Origin of the sequence: Gimesia benthica (assembly GCF_009720525.1) — a bacterium.
GTDB lineage: Bacteria > Planctomycetota > Planctomycetia > Planctomycetales > Planctomycetaceae > Gimesia > Gimesia benthica.
Map to the genome: position 1 here is coordinate 1413569 of NZ_CP043930.1, position 18429 is coordinate 1431997.

General features: G+C 55.0%; 13 protein-coding genes and 1 pseudogene. 8 read left to right on the forward strand and 6 right to left on the reverse strand.

Annotated elements, in window-relative coordinates; genetic code table 11:
- Positions 1 to 214: 214 nt before the first annotated feature.
- Positions 215 to 745 (reverse strand): hypothetical protein, encoded by a 531-nt coding sequence (locus tag F1728_RS05370; protein ID WP_155363239.1) that lies wholly within the window; start codon positions 743 to 745, stop codon positions 215 to 217.
- Positions 746 to 1014: 269 nt separating this feature from the next.
- Here F1728_RS05370 and F1728_RS05375 point away from each other — a divergent pair, with 269 nt between their 5' ends.
- The 3 genes from F1728_RS05375 (at position 1015) to F1728_RS05385 (ending at position 5178) form a co-directional block, all read left to right on the forward strand.
- Complete coding sequence (locus tag F1728_RS05375) at positions 1015 to 1563, forward strand: ECF-type sigma factor (RefSeq protein ID WP_155363240.1); 549 nt, start codon at positions 1015 to 1017, stop codon at positions 1561 to 1563.
- Positions 1556 to 4096, forward strand: coding sequence for a serine/threonine protein kinase (locus tag F1728_RS05380; protein WP_155363241.1), 2541 nt, complete (start codon positions 1556 to 1558; stop codon positions 4094 to 4096). Before F1728_RS05375 ends, F1728_RS05380 begins: the two co-directional genes overlap by 8 nt.
- A 146-nt stretch (positions 4097 to 4242) precedes the next feature.
- Entirely contained in the window at positions 4243 to 5178 is a 936-nt protein-coding gene (locus F1728_RS05385; RefSeq protein ID WP_155363242.1) for an SMP-30/gluconolactonase/LRE family protein, read from the forward strand.
- A gap of 124 nt (positions 5179 to 5302) precedes the next feature.
- On the opposite strand, the gene F1728_RS05390 is transcribed toward F1728_RS05385, so the two are convergent.
- Positions 5303 to 6664 carry a hypothetical protein gene (locus F1728_RS05390; protein WP_155363243.1) on the reverse strand — a complete coding sequence of 454 codons (1362 nt, stop codon included), beginning with the start codon at positions 6662 to 6664 and terminating at the stop codon, positions 5303 to 5305.
- A 311-nt stretch (positions 6665 to 6975) separates the two neighbouring features.
- Here F1728_RS05390 and F1728_RS05395 point away from each other — a divergent pair, with 311 nt between their 5' ends.
- Positions 6976 to 7320, forward strand: coding sequence for a tRNA-binding protein (locus tag F1728_RS05395; RefSeq protein WP_155363244.1), 345 nt, complete (start codon positions 6976 to 6978; stop codon positions 7318 to 7320).
- Between the two features lie 9 nt (positions 7321 to 7329).
- On the opposite strand, the gene F1728_RS05400 is transcribed toward F1728_RS05395, so the two are convergent.
- From F1728_RS05400 to F1728_RS05410, 3 genes are all read right to left on the reverse strand, one after another.
- Positions 7330 to 9351, reverse strand: coding sequence for a right-handed parallel beta-helix repeat-containing protein (locus F1728_RS05400; RefSeq protein ID WP_194242696.1), 2022 nt, complete (start codon positions 9349 to 9351; stop codon positions 7330 to 7332).
- Positions 9352 to 9494: 143 nt separating this feature from the next.
- The gene (locus tag F1728_RS05405) at positions 9495 to 10028 is read right to left on the reverse strand and encodes a superoxide dismutase family protein (protein WP_155363246.1); all 534 of its coding nucleotides are present in this window, start codon (positions 10026 to 10028) and stop codon (positions 9495 to 9497) included.
- Between the two features lie 72 nt (positions 10029 to 10100).
- Positions 10101 to 10613, reverse strand: coding sequence for a ferritin-like domain-containing protein (locus tag F1728_RS05410; RefSeq protein ID WP_155363247.1), 513 nt, complete (start codon positions 10611 to 10613; stop codon positions 10101 to 10103).
- Positions 10614 to 10716: 103 nt separating this feature from the next.
- On the opposite strand from F1728_RS05410, the gene F1728_RS05415 reads away from it, so the two are divergent.
- Positions 10717 to 11091 carry a hypothetical protein gene (locus F1728_RS05415; protein ID WP_155363248.1) on the forward strand — a complete coding sequence of 125 codons (375 nt, stop codon included), beginning with the start codon at positions 10717 to 10719 and terminating at the stop codon, positions 11089 to 11091.
- Here F1728_RS05415 and F1728_RS05420 read toward each other — a convergent pair.
- The gene (locus tag F1728_RS05420; protein WP_228030515.1) at positions 11070 to 12554 is read right to left on the reverse strand and encodes a TolC family protein; all 1485 of its coding nucleotides are present in this window, start codon (positions 12552 to 12554) and stop codon (positions 11070 to 11072) included. The two genes, F1728_RS05415 and F1728_RS05420, sit on opposite strands and share 22 nt — an antisense overlap.
- Before the next feature lie 519 nt (positions 12555 to 13073).
- Here F1728_RS05420 and F1728_RS05425 point away from each other — a divergent pair.
- The 3 genes and pseudogenes from F1728_RS05425 (at position 13074) to F1728_RS05435 (ending at position 18309) form a co-directional block, all read left to right on the forward strand.
- Complete coding sequence (locus tag F1728_RS05425) at positions 13074 to 13511, forward strand: hypothetical protein (protein WP_155363250.1); 438 nt, start codon at positions 13074 to 13076, stop codon at positions 13509 to 13511.
- Between the two features lie 135 nt (positions 13512 to 13646).
- Positions 13647 to 15185, forward strand: a complete 1539-nt coding sequence (locus tag F1728_RS05430) for an efflux RND transporter periplasmic adaptor subunit (RefSeq protein WP_155363251.1) — start codon at positions 13647 to 13649, stop codon at positions 15183 to 15185.
- Between the two features lie 5 nt (positions 15186 to 15190).
- Positions 15191 to 18309 (forward strand): annotated as a pseudogene (locus tag F1728_RS05435) (efflux RND transporter permease subunit).
- Positions 18310 to 18429: the final 120 nt, after the last annotated feature.

The window sequence follows — 18429 nt, forward strand, 5'->3', positions numbered from 1 at the left end:
CCCGGAGTACAACAAACAGGTGGGAGCTCATCTCTGGAATGAGCACGATGCGACCGTGTTGTTCAACAGAAAATCAGCGAGGATCATAGTTGCTGATGACTGTTTCAAACTCTACTTTTTTAACAAGTGTCTGGCCCCCTGTCCACCCCTGACAGACAATGGTCTCGGATGTCAGACTCCCTGCGATTTGTACTGCCGCTGTCCGGACCTGTGATTATGTAAACAGTACCCCCAGCAGGTAGAAGGCTCCGCCTATCAGTCCAAGTACCAGTGCGGCAACCAGCAGAATGAAAGCCAGGTAAACCAGCGACAGACTCAGACTCAGGGTCATTTTAAGCAGACCTGCCGTGATCCGCGGTACGAACCAGCCGCTACCGGCGACCAGTAACAGTCCCCAGCCCGTGAATTCGTATTGCACACCTGCCACCAGGAACAGGAAGACGCAGATGAGCTTGAGAACCGTACCCGTCCAGGCGGGGACCCAGGTGAAGGCGCCGCTTCCATACTCGATGATGGTCTCGGCCCATTCGGAACCGAAGTCGCCTGCTTCGGCGAAGGCGTCATCAAAAATGCCTGGCCCACTCTGCGAGGGCCGATAGGTGATGCTGAGAGCCTCGTCTCGCTGCTTTTGTGCGTGGCGGTAATGTTCTGCCCCCAGCGAACTGTAGGCGTTGTCGTAGTATCCGGTTGCTCTTCCCAGCAGGTAATCGCCCAGTTTGTGGTCTGTGGAATCGTAAATCGCCATGTTGATTTCCCCTGAAGGTGTCTGTGACTGGTTGTGTTCCCCTCGTGATAAGCTTGGCGACAGGCTGCGGAAATGTGTGCAATCCGATTGGAAACCTTTTTCGAAATCGTATTATTTTCTCGTTCCGCCGCTGGTAGAAACGAAATCCGGGGCATTGCGTCCGCTTGAAGCCCCCTTATAATGGGTCTCATCAATCAGATAGTGAAATTCTGTGATCGAGGAACAGAATTCCCCCCATCCGATTCATTCGAGAGCAGCAGGCCACACCGATGACCGTACCGCCAGACGGAACCACAAACAGCTGGGATCAATCGATTTACGACCAGCTGCATGGTCTGGCTGAACGGGCTTTAAGCCGCGAAAGTGCAGGCCATTCCCTGCAACCCACGCTGCTCGTCAACGATGCGTACCTCAAACTGCAGGAACAGCAGAATCTCGATCCCGCAAATCGATCCCTGATGCTGGCCGCCGGCGCGACCATTATTCGTCGCCTGCTCGTCGATTACGCCCGGCAGCGAAAACGACTCAAACGGGGAGGAAATGACGGTCGAGGAATTCCGTTGCACATTTCTGTCGCCGATGACGCCAATCAGTTAGACATCCTGGAATTGAATGACGCCCTGGAGACGCTCGCCAGCGAGTTGCCCCGGGCAGCCAGGATTGTGGAACTGAAATTTTTTGGTGGTTTGACGGGCGAGGAGATCGCCGAACAACTGGATGTCTCATTGCGGACAGTCAACAACGACTGGAAGTATGCGAAAGCCTGGTTGTATCGCGAGCTCGGTCCCGGCACAGAAAGTGATTCTGCAGATGAGTAATTCACACGCGGAGAAAGTCCAACAGACGTTCCTGGCGGCTTTGGAAGTGGACGATGAACAACGAGACGCCTGGCTGGTTCAGAAATGTGGTTCTGACGAAGCACTGCTCGCCGAAGTCAGGTCGCTGTTGAATCACGCCGATCCCTCTGTTGATTTGCTGGAACAGAAGCTGGATGAGGTCGTAGCCGATATACCTCATCTGGATGAGGAAGCGGAACCGGTTGCGACTCAAGAAACAGACGAACCAGAGGAAGATATCGACTGCGATGACTTTCTTTCGAAACTGTCCGCAGTTGGCGTGCTCTCGCCGGACGAATTCGCGTCGGTCAGCGATTCGGTTTCCACAGGAACGCCTCCCCCCGATGCACGGCAACTGGCTTCGCAACTCGTCACCAACGGCAAGCTGACCTCGTACCAGGCGTCCGCTCTGCTTAAAGGTGAGCCTGAGCTGTTAATCGACAAATACCTGATCCTCGATCTGATCGATGTCGGCGGGATGGGCATGGTCTTCAAAGCCCTGCACCGCACGATGCACCGGATCGTAGCTCTGAAGATGATGTCACAGCAGATGCTGGCTTCGGAAGATCAGGTGCGACGTTTCAAACGGGAAGTCCGCGTTGCCGCAACGCTCGAACATCCAAATATCGTTCGGGCCTATGATGCCGACGAGGCGCGGGGCGTTCATTTTCTCGTGATGGAATATGTGCGCGGCGACAACCTCAGCCGGATCGTGCGTACTTCCGGTCCGCTTTCCCTGAACCAGGCCGTCGACTGTATTCGCCAGACCGCGATCGGACTGCAACACGCACACGAACGTGGCATCGTACATCGGGACATCAAACCTGGTAATCTGCTGCTGGATGTTCAGGGAACGGTCAAAATTCTCGATCTGGGTCTGGCACACATTGACGACTCACTACGACACTCGCCTGCCGGATCCGAAACCACGGATGATGAGAGTGGCCGCCCGTTCGTCAGCCAGTCAGAACTGACGGCAGCCGGTGCGATTCTGGGGACGGCGTCGTTCATGGCTCCCGAGCAGTCGCTGGATGCGCATCTGGTTGACTTCCGATCCGACATCTACAGCCTGGGCTGCACGCTCTATTTCCTGCTGACCGGTGAAGCCCCCTATACCGGAAACACGATCTTTAAAATCTTCGTCCAACACCGGGAGGGCGACATTCCCCCGTTACAGAAACAACGCCCGGATGTCCCTGATTCCGTCGCGGCCGTCTTTGAAAAAATGGTCGCCAAGAAACCAGAAGACCGCTATCAGACAGCCCGGGAGCTGGTTGTCGCCCTGGAAGACTGTCACATTCCGCCGCCGGTTAAAGAAGTGCCTCAACCTTCCCGACAGACTGTTGACACCCCGTCTGATCCCGGACCGACCATCAGTGATCCGGGAACGATTCAACCAGCCGGCTCCACCAGTTCTGCTCAGAAACGTTATCTGCTGGCAGCAGCGTGTGCGATTGTGCTGGTAGGCATCACAGCCTTCCTCTGGCCACGCGAGTCTGAACAGACCGGTGCCCTGCCTGCTGGCGAAAATTCATTTGAGGCTACTGAACCCGTTCCTGCTCTCGTCACAGCGCCAGCTGAAAAAGAACAAAAAGCAAATCAACCAGTCACTCCGCAGACTTCACTGGCCGACCTGCTGGCCTCGGGAGAATGGGAATGGCAGGTGACCAAAAATCTGGGCCCCCAGATTAACTCGAATGACTTTGAATTCAGCGGCGATATGACTGCTGATAAATGCACCCTTGTTTTCTCGACAGGCCGCAAGAATCCACAATATGAGAATCGCAATTTATGGATCTCGACACGCCCCTCCCAAACTGCAGAGTGGAACACTCCGACTTTACTCCCCGCTGAGATTAACACCGATGGGAATGCAGTATTACCCCAGTTCTCGGCAGACGGCTTACAGCTTTCATTCAAACGAGATGCATACTGGTATCTGTCGACGCGCAAGAGTCTGAATGATCCCTGGCAGGAAGCAATTCCCGATCCCATCGCCGTCGGTGACAGACGCGATTACCGGCTCACCCCTGACGGTTTGACTGCCTTTCGCCCCAGCATCATTGCCCCAGATCAGAAATCAGCCAACAAAGAAAGCAGCCTGATGATCTGGCGGCGTGACGCATTAGACAGCCCCTTTGGAGAACGATCAGAGGAAACACTGCCCGTTGGCCAAAGGATTGGCAGTGTTGGTGCCCTGAGCGATGATGGCCGGTTTTATCTCTTTCATCAGAAAGAGGCTCTGGAAACGGATCCGGATGAAGCCTTGGGTAAGCTGCACTACTCAACTCGTCCCGACTGGAATTCGGCCTGGTCAGAGCCGGTTCTCGCTTTTAAGGACGATCCTAATCCCTCGGGACGTCCCCGATTATTGCGGGATGGCCGAAGCTTTCTGTTTGTTGCCGGCCGACCCGGTGGTTATGGGGCCAGCGACCTCTGGCTGGCTGAACTGGTCCGCAAAACGCCTGAGGCGGAGACCAGCGAAACCACGGACACCAGCCCAGCTGAAGAGTAGGCTCTGGTCGGTTGATAGATCTCGCGCGCTTTGAACCACAAAGCCGGAAACCGGCGATCGCTTTCCTGTACAGAAGAATTCGGGTACCTTGTTGATCTATCGAATTCAGCTGATCCACTACCCATTTACAACAGGAGAGTCTTTAGATGAAAGCGTTCTTAATTCTGACCCTCGGGGCGACGTTAATGCTGAGCAACATAGCCTACGCTCAGAAACCTGCCGGAAAATCATTTGAGGCAGGAAAACCACTGGGGGCCGTCAATGAAGCCGGGGAGTTCGTTCCCCTCTCCAGCAACGTCAAGGTGTATGGCAGTTTTCGTTTTGCGGAGAGCTGCGTTTACGACTCGACCCGCAATCTAATCGTCGTGATGAATGCCGGGGTTTCCCAGGACCAGGCGAAAAATGATGGTTATGTTTCGCTGTTGAACCCCGACGGGTCCGTGCATACCACGAAATGGATTGGGGCAACGCGCAACGGCCTGACGCTCAATCATCCTCTGGGGAGTGCGATTCACAACGGAACCCTGTATACCGCGGATATCGATGTGGTCCGCACGTTCGATCTCGCGACCGGCAAACCAGGGAAAGCTTTTCCTGTCGAAGGTTCCACGTTCCTGAACGGCATTGCCGTTAATAAAGCAGGGACGATCTTTGTTTCCAATTCGAAGCCGGAAAACCGCGTTTATAAAATCACCGCGGACGGCGACGTTTCAATCTTCGTAGACGGTGATCCACTCAAGATTCCGAACGGGGTCGCCATCGATCAAGACGGAAACGTGGTCGTGGTCAATGTGGGCAACAACGACGTCATGACCTTTAATCCGGATAATGGCAAATTGCTCCGCACCGAGCACGCCGCGGAAGGGGGCAACGATGGCCTGGTGATCCTGCCCGACGGAACCAAGTACGTCAGCAGTGTCCGATTCGGCAGCGTATCAAAAATCAGCCCCGGTAAACCGGCCCAGGTCATTGCTTCGGGCATTCCGAGTGCCGCCTCAATGGGCTACGATTCCAGACAGAATCAGTTGATCATCCCCATGAACAACAACAATGCCGTCGCCTTCCTCAAGCTGGAAGACTGAGCTTCCGGAAGCGGGAACAATCTTTCTGTTCATCAATAAAACGAGGGCAGGCGCCTGACAGCCCTGCCCTCGCAGAAAGATTTCGGTTGCGTGTCGAGACAATGCTCAACCAGCCGGTTGATGTTTATTTCTGTTTCAGCCGGGCTTTCTCGGTCGCTTCGCGTTTCTGCACATCCTTGGGATGTTTGGAAAACGACTCGAAGACGTCGCCGATCACCCGATCTGCCAGCAGGCTGAGTTCGGTAAGGATGATGGCTTCAGCTTCGGCGGTCAGCCTGGAACGGTTGGGTTCGTAGCCGCCCACCTGGTAGGCGTCTTCGGTCGCGATGTAGCCGATGTAGCCGTTAGCGTAACCGACGATAATCGGAATCGCGCGATCGGCGATATCGCGTTCCAGTTTCAACCCGTATTCCACCATCGGTTCACCCGGCATCGTCAGCAGAAGGTAGGGGCCGATTTTCAGAGCCTGCAGTTCGGCGTCAATGCGTCCTTCTTTACCGGGCAGCGAAACGACCGTGTTGGCGACGCGAATCTGGTAAAATTTGGGACGCTTCACCAGTTCTTCCCGGATCATACTGCGCGACAGCGTGCGGACCACGGCACTCCCCAGGTCCCGGCCGGCCCACTGGATGTCGGCTTCATCGGCACAGCGATAAGGATACCCGGGCAGATTAGGACGAATGTCGCCCGCACACCCCTGCAGGAACAGCGAACTCGTCTGATTTCCGTAACACATTTCGACAAAGGTCTGGGCCTCTCCCGGAAAGTCAGCGCTCATCTTAGGAAAGCCGGTCGGGTACGGCATCGATCCTTTGTCGCCCCAGGTGAAGAAACAGGGATGGCAGACCGCGTGCATCAGCACGGCTTTGGGAGTCAGTGATTTTCCATCATCAAAGCGGAGCACCTTCACCCGTGGATCATTGGGGCCGTCTTCGTTCAGGCGGACCACGGCGCGGCCGTTGATCACCTTACGACGATTGATGCCAAAGCTGATTTCATCAACTCCATATCCGACGGTTACCGGGGTCATGTCAGACGCCGCCTGCTTCGCGGCAGCAGTGAGTTTTTTAATCAGTGTTTTGCCCCACTCCGAGTCGGAGGTGAAGCCGGGGCCGGAGTGATTGTGAGACGCGGTCACCATAATGTTGGCTGCGGGGATGCCGGTCGCTTTTTCGATCTCCTGCCGGGAGAGTTTGACGATCTCTTCATAGGCACCGATGAGGTCCAGCGTGATGATGGCGACCTTGGTCTGTCCATCATCCAGAATCAGTACCCCGGCCCGCAGAGGATCGCGGACGCCGGTGACTTTGCGACGATGTCCCACCACTTCCAGATCTTTGACTTCAGCGGGGGTGATATCAACCTTGGCGACCCCCGCTTTGAGATTCGATTCGACAGGAAAGGCTCCGCCTGCGGCACTGGAACGGTCTACGAAACCGGGAGCAAACAGGAGGAGGACACACAGACTTCGGAACAACAGATGCATGGTCGGCTTCATTTCGTTGATAGAGTTTTGTGGATTCAACCATGCCCCAACGATGGAAGACAGTCGAATCGAAGGCGGGATATTTCCAGACTCCCGACTGACGGTGAGACAGACGGGATGGGGAGGAACTCTCAAAGTTAAGCGCGTGTCTCCAGTTTAGACAGGCCTGCGGGCAGGATCAAGCATATTCAGTACCAGCCCACTGGTTAGGTTCTGAATCATTCCTGTAGAATTCATGAACTTTTTTCCTGGTGCGTTGTCGAAATCAAACAGGGTATACCGATCAAAATACAGAACAACAGGAACATCAGATGAACAAGAATGAAATCAGTATTGAAGCCTTCGAACAGGTTGAAATTCGTGTGGGGCGGATTGTACAGATCGAGCCGTTTCCGGAAGGCCGTTATTCCAGCCATGTGCTGCAGATCGATTTCGGGGATGAGTTGGGTACGCGCAAATCACTGGCCCGGCTCATCCCGAACTACGCCGACGCAGACCTGATGGGGCGACAGGTCCTGTGTGTGGTGAATCTGCCGCCGCGTCAGATTGGTAAACATCGATCTGAAGTGCTCACGCTGGGAGTTCCCGACGCAGAGGGGAATGTCGTGTTACTGCGACCAGACCGCGACGTCCCCCCTGGTGGAAAGTTGTATTGAATTCCAGTCTTATTTCGTTTTCGGACTGGCGGGTACCAGCATTTCCCCCGGAGTGAGAGCGAGTACGGCTGGAATGCCGACGAGTTGCACGTAATGGTCTTCAAAGCCCCCCTGGGTGGGACGTTCCAGAACCAGGCGCCAGAGCGCTCCCGGAGTGTTCTGCGGTTGTGTGCGGGTAAACAACGTCGGTTGGGCCACATTCTGTTCGGACCAGACCTGCTTGCCGGACGGGTCGAACAGTTTCGCACTCACGCGTTCCCCGGCCCCTTCACCGAAGACACCCACGGCCCATTTCTCTACACCTGCCGGAACATAGAAATAATAGGCGCCGGTCGATGCCATCAGACGAACTGGTGCTCCATCCGAGACCAGGCAGAGCGGATGGGAAGACGCATCCACCCGCATATAATTGGGCCCCGGATCACAGTTGAGTTGATAGACGCCGGCTTCGGGTGCCTTGAATTCACAAGTGGCACTCTCCTGGAAGGGGACAGACGCGACGGGAATGGTCTTTCCTGAGGGAGCAACAACCGTGACAGGCATCTTGTCTCCGGTGTAGCGACCGAGCTTCTGATAGGACAACTGCACCGCAACCTGGTCCCCCTGTTTCGCATAGAGCAGATAACGCGCGCGTTGACGCTGACGGACGGAACGACGTTTGCCTGGCTTGAACGGTTCACTGACAGCGAAGGGTTGCAGCTGTGAAACCTCGGTTTCGTACGGAGTGATATCGCCCGCGGGGCTGGCAGGCATCCATTTTGCAAGCAGAGCCGGGCTGAGGGTGATGTCTTTCATCTGTTTTCCCTGCTCCACACGGAGGGTCCCTGTGATCTTCGCAGCTGCAGACAGATAAGAGGCATCGTGAAATGTCATGACCGGACGCGCGACCGGCGATTTCACAACGCATTGCTGGAAGATGACACCGCCAATTTTACCAACGGCTCCCGGTCGGGCCGCAAATCGGATCGAGGGGATCTTTAGATCCTCATTGTCTGGGCCGTTGATCGTGCACTCTTGAAACAGAACCGGACAGGTATCGGCGGGTTTATCCTGAATGTTGACGGGGGTCTGCTCGGTACTGGCGAACGTGCAGTTCACAAACTCGATCGAACCGGAGACGCTGCCAGGCGATTTGTTGCCGGTCGTCAGCGACAGGCCGCGTTTGGTGCCCGTGCTTTTACAGTTTTCCAGGCGGATCGAAATCGGTTGCGATTCCCGGTTCAGATTGGGCAGATAAAACAGGAACCCGCCCCCCTGATTGTTTTCGGCCCTACAGTTCCGCAGTACACAGTTGATGAGACATTCGCTGGGATGATTGGGCTCGAAATCGATCCCCGCCATAGGAGGCGTTCCTGCGGTTTCTTTGAAAACGGAATCTTCAATGAGCAGATTTTCGGCACTGATCACGCTGACGCCCTGTCGATAGTTTCGATCGAAGACGACGTTTCGAATCGTGATATTCTGATTGGTCACGCCCCGCTTCGCGACGCCCAGGTAAATGCCGTCGCCGCCGGTCTCTTTAATTGTGAGCCCGGTAATTTGAACGTCAGAGCAGCTCCGCAGGCTGATCCCGTTCCGCCACTCTGCCTTTTCATAGGGCGCTGAATCGTAGTCTGCGCGGCGCATCTGCAGCGTCGCTCCCGGACCGGTGAGACGAATGTTTTGTTTGAGGGAAGCGTTCAGCAACGAGGCGGTCCGGGGTTTGAACTCCCCTTTTTTCGCGAGGAGCACAGCACCTTCCTGAAACACAATCTCCTGGTTGCTGGCCAGGTGCAGCGGTTTGACGATCCAGGGAGACGACATCTTTTCTACGATGACTTTTTCCGCACCGGAATTAATCGCCGCCTGTAGAGCCGCCGTAGCATCTTCCCGATCAAAGCCCCACCAGGCAGCATACGCGATATCCGTCTTCCCTGCCTTGAGATCATCAATCGCTGCCTGGTTGACAGAAGTAGTCGGTTCCGCTTTGACGACGGAGATTAATGTGAGACAGACCAGAAGCAAGAGCGCAGGAACGCGAAGCAGAGACATCAGCAGGACTTTCATTCGCAGCAGGCGTGAGTGGAATTGAACACCGTTCAAAAAAACAGTTGGGGGAACACATTGTATTCCCCCAACTTAGAATTCCGTGTCGGCCGGTGCAAGTCATCCCGCCTTGCGGGAATCAGATTCTGTTACTTACTGATCCCAATTACTGCCAGACCCGCACGGGCACCCGCATCACCGGATGGCTGGCTGGTCAGATCGTCAGTGCCGGCATGAACCACAAAAGCACGTCCGATTACATCTGACAATTCAAAATCATCCGACTGCTTATCAATCATGGCGACGCCATTCTCGTCTGCGACAATATTTCCCAGATCACCAGCATGGTGCTGAGCCTTATGCGGGCCTCCATGCTCGTGTCCCTCTGGTGCGTAATGCCCACCGGCAGAACTGCCATCGTCGGCACTCAGATCACCATACTGGTGAATATGGAATCCATGCTTTCCAGGGGTCAGGCCTGTCACCTTCCCTGTAATTGAGACTTTGCCGTCTTTCTGCTTGAGATGGATCACACCCGCTGTTTTAAACTTCTGCGTAGGCTGAACCACCGCGACAGCGCGGGTTAACTTGTGTTCCTTGTGGTCGTGATCATCGTTCACGGCCAGTAACGAGGTCCCCATAAGGAGCACTGCGGAGACGGCATAGAGGAGAAAAGATTTCATGAATCGATTCCTTCATGTAAGATTGAGAGTGATAAAATAAGTAGCACTACCACTGATTTTGTGAGAGGCCGCTTAAGCCTGGGCGGCAGCTGCATTGGTAATTTCGGTCGCGATCTGCGTCAGTTTCTTGTCGGCATTCCCCTCTTCATCCAATGTCTCCTGGAGAATGTCGGCCAGATCCTGCTTACCGATCTGCTCGGCAAAATTACGGGCTGAGCCGTACCCTGCCATCTCGTAGTGTTCGACGCGTTGTGCAGCAGCAATGAGTCCAGCATCTTTGACCAGCGGATCACCGTCTGCTTTCAGGATCTCATCCCCTTCGCGGATGAGCCCCTTCATCGCTTCGCAGGCCTTGCGTTTGGGTTCGCATTCCAATTCTTTGAAGACCTTTTCCAGGCGATTGACGTGTTGACGGGTCTCCTCCAGATGGGAATCGAAGGCGGTCTTCAACTCTTTCGATGAAGCGGCCTCGGCCATTTTGGGAATCGCGTCAATGAGCCGGTTCTCGGCATCATATAAGTCCTGGATCTGATCCACGAACAGGTCCTGCAGTGTGGATAATTTTCGACCATTTGAAGATCCCATTTCAGTCCTCCTGTCTCTAACGTTTGAGATGAGATGTTGTGCCGGGAGACAGATGAAGTGATCGACTCCCGCTCAGCTTATTCAGGCCGCAACTTCTATTCCGATGGCGAAGAACCTGCAGCATTCTTTCAGCGATTCGGGGAGCGAGAGCCTGTTATTGACTGGCAAGGCTGTCTTTAGAAATTCTCTGCATGCGAGCGCGTGTTGTGCACTGAAAATAATAGCAGACAGAATTCTTGACCTGATCGTTGGCTGTAACACCATTCTGGTTGCTGTGCGGCCAGTGGAAGTCGACGTATCAAGAGCGCGGCAGTCCGCAGGTCAGTGCGACATTCTGTCTGAGAGTGCAGACGCGTTGACAGAAAAAGAAAAAGAGCGAACTGCATTTACAGTTCGCTCTATGCGTGTCGTAATTCAATTTGACTACGTTCAGTCTTGGCTGGAAAGTCAGATCACTTACTGCTGGCTGAAGGTCTGATCCCGCAGGCTGGAGTCGCCGCTGTCATCCCGTACGCTGTTGAGGCCACCGGTCAGCACAAAGCCGTCGATTTTAGACTGGGCTCCGGCCAGTTGTGCCTGGGCATCTACGTACTTCAGGTTCGTATCAAAGAAGGTTTTTCGGGCCAGCAGGATCTGTACGAAGCCGACCTCACCCGCCTGGTAAGCCTGATTCGCCAGGTCCAGGGACTCTTTGGCACTGGGCAGAATGTCGTTCGAATACAGATCGATGGCAGCGGTTGCGGTGTCATACTCTTTGGAGACGACGGCCAGACGTTCTTCGATCGAGTTTTTGATGCGCAGAGCTTCCATCTGGGCACGACAGATTTCTGCATTCGCGGCGTCAATGTTCCCCAGGTTTTTGTTACTGATCGGCAGGGGAACGCCGATCTGCAGGTTGAGCATCCCCGAGTTGGTACCATAGTCAACCCCGGCCCCCAGCTGTGCAGTCATGTTGGGAATCGGCTGAACTTCCTGTCGTTCGAGGGCTGCATAGGCGCGGGATATGCGGTCGTGGGCTGCCGCGTATTCCGGACTGGCCGTGACGATGTTCGACGCCAGGCCTTCCCAGTCGACGATTCCCGATTCAGACGGCAGTGTTCCTTCCAGACGGGAGTATTCCATTTCGGGGACGCCGGACAATGCTGCGATTTCTCTCCAGACGGCAGACAGTCTGGCCTGCGTCTGTCGCCTTGTCAGCTGAACCTCGTTCAAGAGAATCTTGGATTGCAGAATATCGACGCGGGTTCCCTCGCCGGCTTCCATCCGCTGCTGGGCGAAATCGACCCCTTTTTCTGCGACCTCAGAGAATTCGCGGATCAGGTCCAGCTGTCTCTGCAGGGCCAGTGCCTGGTAGAAGCGAATCTGGATATCGGTCCGGACGCGGAACCGCTGGGCTTCGAGTTCCTGGAGCTGAGCAGCCAGGGTGGCATTCAGCACCCGGTTATTCAATTCCAGTTTGTTCCCGGTCACGAATTCCCGTTCGACAAAAGCCAGATGCTGGTCCGTTCCACGGTCGGCCAGCTGTTGTGCCTGGTAGCCTACGGTCGGGTTGGGACGTGTTGTGACCTGCTCCCGGAATCCGGCTGCTTTCTGCGTCGTGGCTGCCAGTTCCTGAATGGCCGGGTTGTTTTCCAGGGCGATCGCTTCAAGTTGATCCAGGGTCATGCCCCCCGCGAGCACGGCCTGATCTCCCACTGCGGGTGCCTGGATGGGTTCCAATGGTGTCGGATACAGATTACCTTCTGCGTCGATGAGCTTGATTGACTCCGACTTGTCAGAGCTCTCGTCGGTCGAATCAAGGCTGACGGTGGAAATGAATTCCTCTTCCAGGGCGTCCAGCTCATCCGTTTCCCGGTCCTGTGCTTTGGCCTCTGCTTTTTCGAGGGCTGCTACGAGTGGCTTCTTCGGCTCAGCCTCTTTTTGCGTGAGGGAACGGTTCATGGAACAGCCTGTCACAAGCAGTGAACCTGTCAGAAAGGCGATTCCGAACGTCTTTACCTGAAATCTATAACCGTCATATTTTAGTTTTTGCATGATCGACTTCGACACCCGTAAACGTTTCAGAATTGTTGGATCGACTGATTATCCGTAATTTGTCGATACACCAATTCTGTTCGGTTCTGCTGATCGAACGACCTGAATCAATCCAATGAATTCCGGATCAAAGCAACTACTATGGCTCTAGTAATCATCAGAACCCTTACAGCTTTACATTCCGGACCCCCGGACGAGGCAACACTGAATTCTGTACACGAAAGCCCGGATGCTTCGGTCTCAAACACTTTTTTTACAGGAGCGGCAGGGAAAAGCAGATAAAAAATCCGACTCAAGCATTGTATTTGCTGTGGACGAGAAGTATGAATTAGAGAGTGTGCAGTGTGAATCATCCTCTGATTCCTCTACTGCCTGTATTACAGTCCCGCCAGTCACCAACCAGCCAACCCCAAACGAGAGTCCGTCATGTTCAATCTGAACATCACAATTCGTTGCCTGCTGCTACTGCTTGTAGCGTGGCCGGGACCTCGTCCGGTAGTACACTCCCATGTGGATTATCTGAGTCAATGTGGTAACTCTGCTCTGCTGGCAATGCACTTGCGGATTTATCATGGCGAACAAAGCTCGCAACCGGGAGTGCCCACTTCCTCACATTGTCACTGGGGTTGCAGTGGGAGTGATTTTGATAAAACCGTCCCCGTCAAACTGACAGAAGGGATGACCGTCGCTGCAACCGAACTCGAAGATGTTCCCGGCGATCAGCTGACGACAGACTACCTGGGGTCGGAACTGTGTCTGACCACAGACGCCACACGTCCTGCTGCCCGCTCTCCCTGGCAGCCCGCTTCTCTCAAGCAGACCGACCTGGATCTGCAGCAGCTCTTCTGTACGTGGACCTGCTGACCGCGCGCTGTTGAGCAGTCTCTTTTCTGTTTCCCTGCCTGCTGATGTTGTGCGCTCAAATGAACGCCTACGTTAAAGCAGGAGGTGATCCGCGTGCGATAGCCGGATCCAGCTCCAGTCTCTTGAGGTACCTTTATGAACCAAACGACAGGTCAATTACCGACACAGCCAGTCAACGCCAGCCACAAACCGGTATTGTTTCTCGTACTCGCAATCATCGCGATTGTCGCCGGTGTGGGAATTTTCCAGTTCCGTTCACACAAACCAGCCACCGACTCAGCACCGGCTCCGGAAGAATCACAGCAGGCCGGGACCGCCTCAGAACAGGCTCCTCAGAAAGAGAATTCCGGGCCCGTTACCATCACCCTCCCCGAATCGAAGTGGAAGGTTTCCGGTTTGCAGATTGAACCGGTCGCAACGGGTCGTTTTGAAGAGACGATTCGCCTGACGGGTAAAGTCTCTTTGAACGAAGATAAGGTGGCTCACATCTACCCGATGGTCGAAGGCTCCGTTGACAAAGTTGATGTGGGACTGGGCCAGGTGGTGAAGGCCAACGATCTGCTGGTGGTCGTACACAGCCGGGAAATCGGTCAGGCGAAACTGGACCTGTACCAGGCACGACTGCAGCAGGAAATGGCGGTGGTCAAAGACAAGATCCAGCAGGAAATCGCAACGAACACGAGGCAGTTACTGGCGGCGTTACGCAAGCGGGAGTCGATCAACGAAATTGAAGAACGGTTTCGCAGTCGCAGCATGGGCGATTATCGGGAACGACTGTTGATGGCGTATGCCGGTTATCTTAAATCCGATGCCGATGTCGAACGTCTGGAAGAACCGACCAAATCCGGAGCGGTCGCTTTCAAACAGCTGCATGCCGCAAAGTCCAGCCGCAATGCTGACCTGGCTGCGTTCCAGGCACGGATCGAACAGATCGAGTATGAACTCAAAACATCTCTGCTGCTGTCCTCGCAGTCGGTCAAGGAAGCGTCTACCCGGGTGGCTGTGGCTGCGACCAGCCTGCGAATCTTGGGCTGTGACGAAAAGGAAATTCAAACCATCAATCCGGAACAACAGGGAGCTGCGATTTCGCATTATTTTGTCCGGGCCCCGATTAACGGAACGATCATTTCCAAAGACGTGACCCTGAAAGAACAGATTCGCCCCCAGAGCCAGATCTTCAGTATCGCCGATCTGTCCACGGTCTGGATCACTGCCGACATTTATGAAAAGAATCTACCGCTGCTCGCCAGCCTGTCGGGAAAACCGGTACGGGTCTTCAACGAAGCGTGGCCGGACCGTTCCTTCCGAGCTCGGATCTTTTACACCGGCGAAATCATGGATGAAAAGACGCGGACCGTCGCGATGCGGGCCATTGCAGACAATCCGGATCATCTGCTCAAGCCGGGTATGTTCGTCAACATTGAATTCGAATCGGGCTCCGAGCAGGAACTGGTCATTGTGCCCCGCTCTGCGCTGCAGGAACATGAGGGCCAGGACTTTGTATTTGTGCACACGGGTGATGGCGAGTTCGAAAAGCGCCTGATTAAGCCGGGCAAACAGAATGAAACCACCGCGGTTATTCTGGAAGGTTTGAAACCAGGCGAACGTGTGGTGCTGCAGGGGGGCTTCATCCTGAAGTCGAAGATGCTCGAAGACTTAATGGGTGAGGAGTAACATACATGGTCAACCATATTATTGAATGGTCTTTAAACAATCGATTTATCGTGATGCTGCTGGCCCTGGTCATCCTGGGGCTGGGGGTCTTCTCTGCTTCAACAATTCCCCTGGATGCCGTTCCCGATTTAACGAACGTGCAGGTGCAGATTCTGACGAACTCCCCTGCCCTGGGACCGGTCGAGGTGGAACAGTTCATTACCTTCCCCGTGGAAAATGCGATGAGCGGTGTGCCGAACGTGGAAGAAATCCGTTCGATCAGTCGCTTCGGTTTGAGTGCCGTGACCGTGGCCTTTAAAGATGGTACCGACATCTACTGGGCGCGAAATCTCCTCAACGAACGACTGCTGCAGGCACGCGAGAACATTCCCCCAGGCATGGGAACGCCCGAACTGGGTCCGATCGCTACCGGTATGAGTGAAATTTACCAGTTTGAAGTCCGCAGCGAAGTAGAAGATCAGTATTCACTCAGCGAATTGCGGACGATCCTCGACTGGCAGATCGCGTTTCAGCTGCGAAGTGTACCGGGCGTGATCGAAGTCAACACATTCGGCGGTGAACTCAAAACTTATGAAGTTCAGATTGATCCCGCCAAACTGCAGAACTACGAAATTTCACTGAGCGATGTCTTCCAGGCACTCGAAGAAAATAACGGAAATGCCGGCGGTGGTTACATCACGCATGGAGCCGAACAGAGACTGATTCGCGGCGAGGGTCTGGTCGGTTCGCTGGATGACATCCGCACGATTGTGCTGGACAGCCGCGAAGGGACACCAATCCGGGTCCGCGATGTGGCGGAAGTTCGCTTTGCCCCAATGCTGCGTCAGGGAGCGGTCACCCGAGATGGTGACCGCGAGGCCGTAATCGGGATGGTCATGATGATCATGGGTGGAAACTCTCGCCAGGTGGTCGCGGACGTCAAAGAAAAGATAGCCGAAATCCAAAAGACACTTCCCAAAGGGGTCGTGATCGAAACGTTCTACGACCGCACCGAACTGGTAGAAAAGACAATCCACACGGTTGCGGAGAATATCGGTCTGGGCGTGCTGCTGGTAATCATCATGCTGTTCCTGCTATTGGGGGATGTGCGAGCCGGACTGATCGTGGCGGCGGCGATTCCGCTCTCGGCAATGAGCGCCCTGATCGCGATGCGTTACGCGGGCGTCTCAGCCAACCTGATGAGTATGGGAGCGGTCGACTTCGGCGTGATCGTCGATGGTGCCGTGGTGATGATTGAAAACTGCGTACGCCGGGCGTCACACTACCAGAAAGAGCATGGGGGTGACCACATTCCGCTGGGCGTCTATCGCGAATCCGCCAAGGAAGTGGGCAAGCCGATTCTGTTTGCCGGCATCATTGTGATCATCGTATTCATTCCGATCCTGAGCCTCCAGGGAATGGAAGGTAAGATGTTCCGCCCGATGGCGTTTGTATTCATGACGGCGCTCTCCTCAGCCCTGATCATGTCGGTCACGGTAATGCCTGTGATGGCATCCCTGTTCCTGGCGCGTCAGATGAAGGAACGCGAAACATTCCTGGTCCGCTGGATCAAACAGGCTTATCAGCCTATGCTGAGCTTTGCCATGCTGCGACCGGTGATGATGTTTGTCAGTTCGATCGCCTTATTCGTTGTCAGTGTGGTCCTGGCTGCCGGCTTCGGTATGGAATTCGTTCCCAAACTGGATGAAGGCGACATTGCCATCCAGGCCGCCCGGCTCCCCAGTATTTCGCTGGAGACATCCATCGAAATGACCAAGGCGATGGAGCGGACGCTGCTGGAATTTCCCGAAGTAGAAACGGTGGTCTGTAAAACCGGTCGTCCGGAAATTGCCAACGACCCGATGGGCGTTTATCAGACCGATATCCTGGTGCGGATGAGACCGGTATCTGAATGGGGGAAGGTGTCACGAAGCTCAAGCTCATTGAAGAGATGCAGCAGAAGCTGGAGGACCAGGTTCCCGGTAACAGTTACAGTTTCACACAGCCGATCGAACTGCGCGTGCAGGAACTGGTGGCCGGGGTCCGCTCCGATATCGGGATCAGCCTTTACGGGGATGACCTGGATGAACTGAAGCGGAAGGGAGACGAGATCGTCATCGCGTTGAATAAAGTCCCGGGAGCCGCGGACGTTCAGGCGCAACAGATCGCAGGGCTGCCTTACCTGCGGGTGATCATTCGCCGCGAACAACTGGCCCGCTACGGGATCAATGCCCGTGATGTGCTGAATGCTGTCGCGACCGTTGGTGGCGTGTCTGCAGGACAGGTCTTCGAAGGACAACGCCGGTTTCCGCTGCAGGTTCGCCTGAGTCCGGACTGGCGGAAAGAGGCCAAGCAGCTCGCGGAGCTCAAAATCGAAGATCCCCAGGGACGACAGATTCCGATTTCGCAACTCGCGGAGATCAAGGTGGAAGAGGGACCGGTGGAAATCAGCCGGGATTCTATTCGACGTCGCCTCTTGATTCAAAGTAACGTGCGCGGCAGGGATCTGGCAGGCTTTGTGGCCGAAGCGCAGCAGGTGGTCGAGCGGGATGTGGAATTGCCCGCCGGTTATACTCTGCGCTGGGGTGGCCAGTTTGAAAACCTGCAGCAGGCCAGTCAGCGACTGGCGATCGCGGTTCCCGTGGCGCTGTTCCTGATTTTCGCCCTGCTCTACATGACCTTCAATTCAGTAAAGCTGGCGATGCTGATCTATCTGAACGTGCCGATTGCGGCGACCGGGGGCATCCTGTTTCTGTGGGTCCGCGATATGCCGTTCTCGATCTCGGCCGGGGTCGGTTTTATCGCGTTGTTCGGAATCGCGGTCATGAACGGCGTGGTGCTGATTGAGCACGTACGTCACCTGAGGCATTCGGGAGACAGCCAGCGGGATGCCGTGGTCAACGGTGCGATGGACCGGTTGCGGCCCGTGTTGATGACCGCCTCCTGTGGTGCCCTGGGATTCATTCCCATGGCCTTGTCCGGCAGTTCGGGTGCGGAAGTGCAACGACCTCTGGCAACCGTGGTGATCGGGGGACTGGTAACCTCGACGGCATTGACGCTGCTGGTACTGCCGACGATTTACCGCTGGTTCGAACCGAAGGAAGTCACTCCGGAACCGGTTGACATGACAGAGTTCGAGCACTGAGATATAGCGTGCTGACTCGAATCAGGCATTCCTGCTCAACCAGTCTCAACATTCGAGCGCTGGTTGAGTATGATGCTCTGTAGCAGAGACAGGTCGTCTGTTTTTCAGCTGCATGACGTA